At 53.7% G+C, this 7,133-nt stretch carries 5 protein-coding genes and 2 pseudogenes; 4 read left to right on the forward strand and 3 right to left on the reverse strand.

Annotated features, from left to right (window positions below; genetic code table 11):
* On the forward strand, window positions 1-1,627 hold a 1,627-nt coding region (locus IM708_RS19750), incomplete at its 5' end, for a peptidoglycan-binding protein (protein ID WP_209428292.1).
* A gap of 49 nt (window positions 1,628-1,676) precedes the next feature.
* Here IM708_RS19750 and IM708_RS19755 read toward each other — a convergent pair.
* The 3 genes and pseudogenes from IM708_RS19755 to IM708_RS19765 all read right to left on the reverse strand — a co-directional run bounded on the left by IM708_RS19755 (window position 1,677) and on the right by IM708_RS19765 (window position 3,350).
* Complete coding sequence (locus IM708_RS19755) at window positions 1,677-2,003, reverse strand: hypothetical protein (protein WP_209428293.1); 327 nt, start codon at window positions 2,001-2,003, stop codon at window positions 1,677-1,679.
* A gap of 317 nt (window positions 2,004-2,320) precedes the next feature.
* A pseudogene (locus IM708_RS19760) lies at window positions 2,321-2,458 on the reverse strand (IS256 family transposase); the annotation flags it as partial.
* Window positions 2,459-2,643: 185 nt separating this feature from the next.
* Window positions 2,644-3,350, reverse strand: a pseudogene (locus IM708_RS19765) (IS6 family transposase).
* Window positions 3,351-4,497: 1,147 nt separating this feature from the next.
* On the opposite strand from IM708_RS19765, the gene IM708_RS19770 reads away from it, so the two are divergent.
* The 3 genes from IM708_RS19770 to IM708_RS19780 form a co-directional block, all read left to right on the forward strand.
* Window positions 4,498-4,677, forward strand: coding sequence for a hypothetical protein (locus IM708_RS19770; protein WP_209428294.1), 180 nt, complete (start codon window positions 4,498-4,500; stop codon window positions 4,675-4,677).
* Between the two features lie 91 nt (window positions 4,678-4,768).
* Window positions 4,769-6,139 (forward strand): ankyrin repeat domain-containing protein, encoded by a 1,371-nt coding sequence (locus tag IM708_RS19775; protein WP_209428295.1) that lies wholly within the window; start codon window positions 4,769-4,771, stop codon window positions 6,137-6,139.
* A gap of 642 nt (window positions 6,140-6,781) precedes the next feature.
* Window positions 6,782-7,133 (forward strand): DDE-type integrase/transposase/recombinase (locus IM708_RS19780; RefSeq protein ID WP_209428296.1); only part of this gene is annotated, 352 nt, incomplete at its 3' end.

Genomic DNA, 7,133 nt, shown 5'->3' on the forward strand with positions numbered 1-7,133 from the left:
GCGAGAAAGAACAAATGAAGAAATCGCCCAAGAGCAGCGTCGTCGAGACGAGGCGAGGAGGCAAGCAAGACTTGCCCTATTGGAAGCCTATGACTTTAGGAGTTGGTCTACCGGCCAGGTTGCTGAGCTAGTGAATATTCCTTCCGCTTCGCTCTGTACACGCGCTTGCACCGGGGGTGCAGCGGGTCCTGCAACAATCAGACTTGTATCGATCGAGAAAACATCTGACACAACGATTTCATTTAATTTCACAATTGCGACGACTGAAAGAAACGAATACCTGCCGGGAAGATTGCCAAACCGGGCAACTAGTGATTATATCTTGTTTGTTAAGAATGACTCATATTCTGTTTTGGGGTATGGCGATAGAGTTATCAGAAGGCCCTATGCAGAAGCAATTCATCTTGTTGACGAAAAGGAGAATCGATACCGGTCAATGAGTGGGATTGAGGGCTTGCGCTTTTCATCTTTTAATCAACATGCGTTCCGCGCAAATTTACCGTTCAATTCAGTAAGTGAGTTTTATGTTTCGTTCCCTATTCCTGAGGTCGATTCCGAATCTTTGAGTTTTGTTTTTCCTGGCCTTCACGGGCATCAGGCGCCATGGCAGCTGACAATCTTCGATACCACAAGGCCGAATATATTCATGCCCAGGCTGCGCGAGACCTTGGACACACCGGTTTCCGAAACGGTGGAACCGGAACCAGCAGTCCACGACGAAGCTTTGGGCCGGATGAGGCCCGCGGAGGTCATGAGTCTCCAAAGAACTCTCGCCGAGTTGGGTTTTGATCCCGGCCCTGTGAACGGCATCATTGGGCCTTCGACGCGCAACGCCATCCGTCAGTGGCAAAGGTCTCAGGGTCACCCTGTTACAGGTTCCCTTACTCGGGGACAATTCAGCGACCTTAATGCTTCTGGAGAGACAGGTGTACCTGCAGAGGCTGACCGCGATGACGTGTTGGGCCGGATGAGGCCTTCGGAGGTCATGAGCCTCCAAAGAACACTCGCTGAGCTGGGGTTTGATCCCGGCCCTGTGGACGGCATCATTAGGCATTCGACGCGCAACGCCATCCGTCAGTGGCAACGGGCTCAGGACCATCCCGTTACCGGTTCCCTTACTCGGGGACAATTCAGCGACCTTACAGCTTCTGGAGAGACAGGTGTACCTGCAGAGGCTGACCGCGATGACGTGTTGGGCCGGATGAGGCTAGACGAGGTCATGAGTCTCCAAAGAACTCTCGCCGAGCTGGGTTTTGATCCCGGCCCTGTGAACGGCATCATTGGGCCTTCGACGCGCAACGCCATCCGTCAGTGGCAAAGGTCTCAGGGTCACCCTGTTACAGGTTCCCTAACTCGGGGACAATACAACGAGCTCAAAGGTTTTGCGGAGGTAGTTGAACCTGCAGAGCCCGACCGCGACGAAGTGCTTGGCCGGATGGGGGCTTTTGAGGTCTTGGAGCTCCAACTAACGCTCATCGACCTGGGATTTGATGTTCGTCCACCATTCGGCGACATTAATTCTTCAACGCGCAACGCCATCCGTGAATGGCAGAATGATCAGGGATTTGAGGTCACAGGTAATTTGACCGAAAATCAACTCAGGCTCCTTGCCGAGAGTGCTGAGTGAGGCGATTTTTCAAAGTTCTCATGATGCTTGCCGCATAATTTCTTCAAAACTACAAGTATCTGGCTACCGTCAGCTTTATAATGAAAATGGGGAGGTAAAGCGGCCATAACAGCCAGAAAAGTAATTTGGCTCGAAAAACGTTCTCAAGGCTGTTTGCTTGATTCCACCAAATGACGCGATTATTCACGAATCGTGAAACAACAAGCCCAATTCCTGGGTAAGCTACAAAAAGCGCTCTGGGTTCAACTTCGATAATAACAAACAAAGCCATAACGCCAAGAAGATAGATAAAGGAGAACTTTCCAAGCGGATATGGCGGATGTTTATTCGGTGCTTGAGTATTGAGGTTGGCAGTAACGATACGACTCTTGCTCATTGCTCTGCACCTCTTTCAGAGCCATCGCAGGATGCATATTCCACGGCAGCGAACGCGGTGATGGCCATTACTATGTATTGTTCCGTTCGAGGAACTCTGTATTGTCGAGGTGCTCCTCGTATTTGATCACATAGCTTAGTGGTCGCTCACATAATAATCAAGGAACGAAGGCGGCAGTGTCAGACAAACTTGGCTTGAGCGGGGCAGGGCGGTCGCGTAGGTTCGGACGATGCCCAGATCTAACCCGTTCCGGTTGTGTCTCGAAAGTGGTAGAGATTCTCCGACGACGTCCTCCGAGCGGGTTGAGTTGCGCTTGATCAAGCGGCGAGGTCAAGGGCCATGGGCTCGATCGGTCTGTCGAGGGTTTGCCATCCATCGACCTTGCGCATGGTGATCTGGCCTGAGGCGAGCAGAGCCCAGAGGAGCATCGGCACGGTTTCGGCGCAGGGCAGCACGGCATTGTCAGAGGAATCGCGCCAAGATAGCCTTCTTTGCTCCTTCGGTGGGCGCTGGGGTAAAGAAAATTTATATTCAAGGCAAAAAGTCATGAATGCGCGCCGAGAAACTTCGCAGCCAACTGGTAATCAGGTGCTGTCAGACCAATGCGAACCAGTCTCAGAAACCCCTACCCTGATCCGCTTCAGGCCGCGCCGAGTTGCCGCCACTCGGCGAGGGCGGCGGCGCGGTTTAGCTTGAAGTTGTCTCGGCTGTAGAGATGACGCTCCTGGTTGAAATCATTATGGACGGAGGAGTGGACGGCGGCGAAGGTCTGTAGCGTTCGCATCCGCCGGAAGCGCTGCATCGCCCGCTCCCGTCGTCGCAAAGGTTGGTGCGAATTCTCCGCACGATTGTTCAGACAGCGGCCTGCCCCTGAAGATCCGACGCGCCCATCGTTCGCAGCGCGGCACCGTAGGAGCGCAGCCGGTCGGTCACCATCACTTCCGGCGAACCGTGCCGCCGCATCGCTTTTTTCAGAAATTTCAACGCCGCCTTGCGGTCCCGGCGCTTTGTGACAAAGGATTCGAGTACCTCGCCTTCATGATCGACCGCACGCCAGAGGTAGTGCGTCTCGCCGTTGATCTTCACGAACATCTCGTCGAGGTGCCACCGCCACTGCGGGGATGAGCGCATCCGCTCGACGCGCCGCCGACGAATCTCCGCGGCGAACATCGGGCCGAAGCGGTTCCACCAGAACCGCACCGTCTCATGGCTGATCTCGATACCGCGCTCGTGGAGCAAGTCTTCCACGTTGCGCAGAGAGAGGGGGAACCGGATGTAGAGCATCACCGCGAGGCGGATGATCTCGGGACTCGTCTTGAAGTAGCGGAAAGGACTGGGTTGGGGCATACGGAAAAGCTACGCCACCGCCCTGCGCCGCTCAAGCCAAGTTTTGTCTGACAGAGCCCATCGCTCAGATGTGCATCACGCAACGACAAGACTCTTGATCGGCTATCTATTTCAGGTAAGCATGCTGACGTCTGACTATTGCTTCAGGCGCGCCAGACCGAAAACCAAGGAGCAAAGCAGTGTTAAGCAATCTTGGCCTTCCCGGCTTGATCGGGATCTTTGTCGTAGTGATTGGGATCTTTTTTTGGTAAAGCGTCTCCGAGAAAAGGATAAGCTAACCCACGCGACAGAACAAAAGAGATATGGTAACACTAAACAAGAGGCAAACACTTCTAGTGACGACGCTCGGAAACTTGATAATCTTGTGAAGCAGATGTGTGTTGCAATTTTGAATGGGGAGCGACGAAATTTTGAGGTTCCAATTGGCTATCGGGATTATTCACAAGGACGCCTCTTAGAGGCATTTGCGCAAGGCAGGCATCCGGACGACATTAAACAAGGACAACCCACTAGAGATTCGTCAGAGCTGAGAGCTGCTGTGGAGAGGCTGCAGAGTCTCGCTCAAAGTCCTTATCCAACCCCCGAACTCGTCGAATATTTCTCCAAGATTGAAGATTTGCGAGGACAGACCTCCGAATCTGTCAACGGGTCTCCAACAAATTAAGCGCAGATTGAGCTTACTGCGCAAGATTGGGATTCCACGGTTCCTGAACGGCAGTCGACGGCACTTTGAAATCTCGAATCGCTCGGTCGGGAGAGAACAGAAAATGTACGGCCATAGAAAACTCTCAGCACGATCTACGCCTTAACTGATCCTTGCGGAAAATATGATGAAATTATGAAAATGCGCCGACCGATCGTCCGCTGACTGCTCCCAAGTTCATGCTCGGCGAAGATCACGCCGCGTTCCTCGCTGCTGAGGTGCTTGCTTAGTCTGTCCATCCCAACATTCTATGCCCAACGAGCCCCGGGTGTTGCACCTGGAATTTGAGCCTAAGCATTCCTCTCCGCCGTCGGCCTCGCCGCAACCGTCATCTTCTGGCTTTGAAAATCAATAATTCGGGAGCCTAGATCACGAAGTTGTCGACTGGCAATCTGCTTCAAACTATCCTTCGGAAGAGAACGTGAACTAAGGGAGACGCGAATCATGAGTGACAAGCAAGTCGTCGAGACCATTTACGGCAAGTATTCGAAGTTTGAGATCATGAAGTCGCCTGGTGGACTGATCAGCAACACGTCATTCTCGATCTACAAGGACGGCCAGTACTGGAAGGGATCGTACGACTCATTCGCGCGAGCGGTGGAAGTCGCACGCGCTGCAGGATAACGTTATCTGCATCGTGCATCAACTGCCGGCCTCTGATTGCTGCGGATTGAGTTCTGCAGGCCTCTAGTCCTTTCTCAGTGGAGAAAATCTGATGACGTTGTTTGCTGAATTTGCCCAGTTGATTCGCGACAACAAGTCGGGCGAGGCTATAAAACTCTGGACCCGCGACAGAAATTCACTCTTGCGGGAATATCGGGCAGCTGTGAGTGATGAAGAGAGCGACTCGTGGTACGGCACCTACGATGTATTTGACGATGTATGGAGGAAACTAACCGCTGAAGATGCGGCGACCAGGAGTTCCTTCAAACAGCTAATCCTAGCGAACGTCATGCTCAACGAGCCCGATCGCCACGGAACCACTCCCTTTTCTCTATTAGTATCAGTAGGCGATACCGAACTGATAAGAGCTGCGATCGAACAGGGGGCCGACGTGAACGTTGGAAAAACACCGCCTCTTTCATGGGTGTTTGGATCACGCGAGCTAAAGAAAAACTGGCGAGACATTGCGGATCTCCTGTTAAATAACGGAGCAATTGTAAACTTTACCAATGAACAAGAACCACCGCTTTACGGCGCTATCAATCGTAACCATCGGGACGCAATTCGATACTTGTGCGAGCTTGGGGCAAATCCCAATCTTGTCAGAGAAACCGACTCAATAAACACAAGCGGCACGGCGATGCATTACTGCCTTTCGGCAGCATTCGCCTACGAAACTGACATTAAAACTGCTATGTTGCTCATTGAGTACGGGGGTGATCCGACCATACGGAACAAGGAAGGCCTAGGCGCCATCGACGCATTCTTTGCAAGCGATCGCGAGCCGACCGAAAATGTTCTTAAGATAGTTGAATTGTTTTCATCGACCGATAGCTGGAAGAGTGCGTCTTGGTACTGCACGCTGCGGCCACCTTCGTCAAAGAATCCAAAGCGAACGAGACGCCCTCAGAAGCCGGAAATGGAACGCGTTGCAACCGAAGTTCCGGGGATTGAGGTGACCTTCCGAATCGGTGACCGCGTGCGGGTGTGTCGCCGCGGCGGTTACCAAGGATGGAACGGCGCACGCCTTGACTTGATCGATGCCGCCACTGGCACCCAACTTGAAGGAGAGTTCAATCCAGTACCAGGAATTTCAGGCATTGTTGTAGGCTGGGACTCCAGGCCGATGGAAAGCCAGTGGAAAGCTGTGGTAGAGTTTGATCCCGGGCAGTGGGAAGAAGTTGACAATTTTGGAAAAACAAGATCGCTTGGTCGCTGCAGAGCGTCCGTTTGGCCTGTTGAGGTTCTTGAAATCACCGAACCCGCCGACGAAACTCGGACTGAAGCTAACCTGCGAGGTCCGTCTGAAAAAGGGGTTACAGGCGCGTCAGTTACATCAACGGACGCCTTCAGTCGAGTAGACTGGAGAATGATTGCCGTCGCTGGTGTTTTGGTCCTTTTCGTACTCTGGTTAATCTTCTAGGTATTCCTCTAATAGGATATGACGGACTGCGTGTGAAATCTGATATTCATGGGAACCGAAGTTCGACAGTTAATCCGATAAGATATTGATATTGGTGATGTGATGTGGCGGTGTCTGCCTTGCGTCACACTACACGACTCGCCGGATTGCCGGCGGTTTTATCGTTATCCTGCGCCCACACTGACCGCCGTCAGTGCCGCGGATGCTGCACGTGCATTCGGCAGGTGCCAGCCCTTTCGAGGGCCTTGTCAGAGGAACCGGACATGATACGCTGTGTTCGCACGGTTGTTCTGGCTCGCGGCGTACTTTCATGGCTATTGCCTTGAAGAATAGACCTTTGTGCCTTCGGATCCAACAGAGGGACAAAGAAGCTAGCGCTGTATGCGGCTTCAGGCCGGCGTCTGCCCATATGCGACCCACGCTGGAGGGCGAGATGCCGACCGCATCGGCCATCATCGCGCGGCTCCAATGCGTGGCATTGGTCGGCGCTTCCTGCACGGTCTTCGCGATCACCTTCAGCCGGACATCCCTCGGCAGGGGTGGCACGCGCGACGGCCGCGTCTTGTCCCGCTTGAGCCCCGCCACGGGCGGTGTCAGAGCAAATTGCTTGAGCGGGACAGGGCGGTCGCGTAGTTTCCGTGGATGCCCAAACCCAGCCCCTTCCGCTACTTCAAGACCAGCCCCGAGATCATTCGCCTTGCGGTGATGCTCTACATCCGTTTCCCGCTCTCGTTACGGAACGTGGAGGACCTTCTCCACGAACGCGGCATCGAGATCAGCCATGAGACGGTGCGGTTTTGGTGGAACCGGTTTGGCCCGATGTTTGCTGCTGAGATCCGCCGGCGGCGTGTTGAGCGGATGCGCTCATCGCAACACTGGCGATGGCACCTCGACGAGATGTTCGTGAAGATCAACGGCGAGTTGCACTACCTCTGGCGGGCGGTGGATCACGAGGGCGAGGTGCTGGAATCCTTTGTCACAAAGCGCCGGGACC

It is taken from the genome of Pararhodobacter sp. SW119 (genome assembly GCF_017811755.1).
Lineage (GTDB): Bacteria > Pseudomonadota > Alphaproteobacteria > Rhodobacterales > Rhodobacteraceae > Pararhodobacter.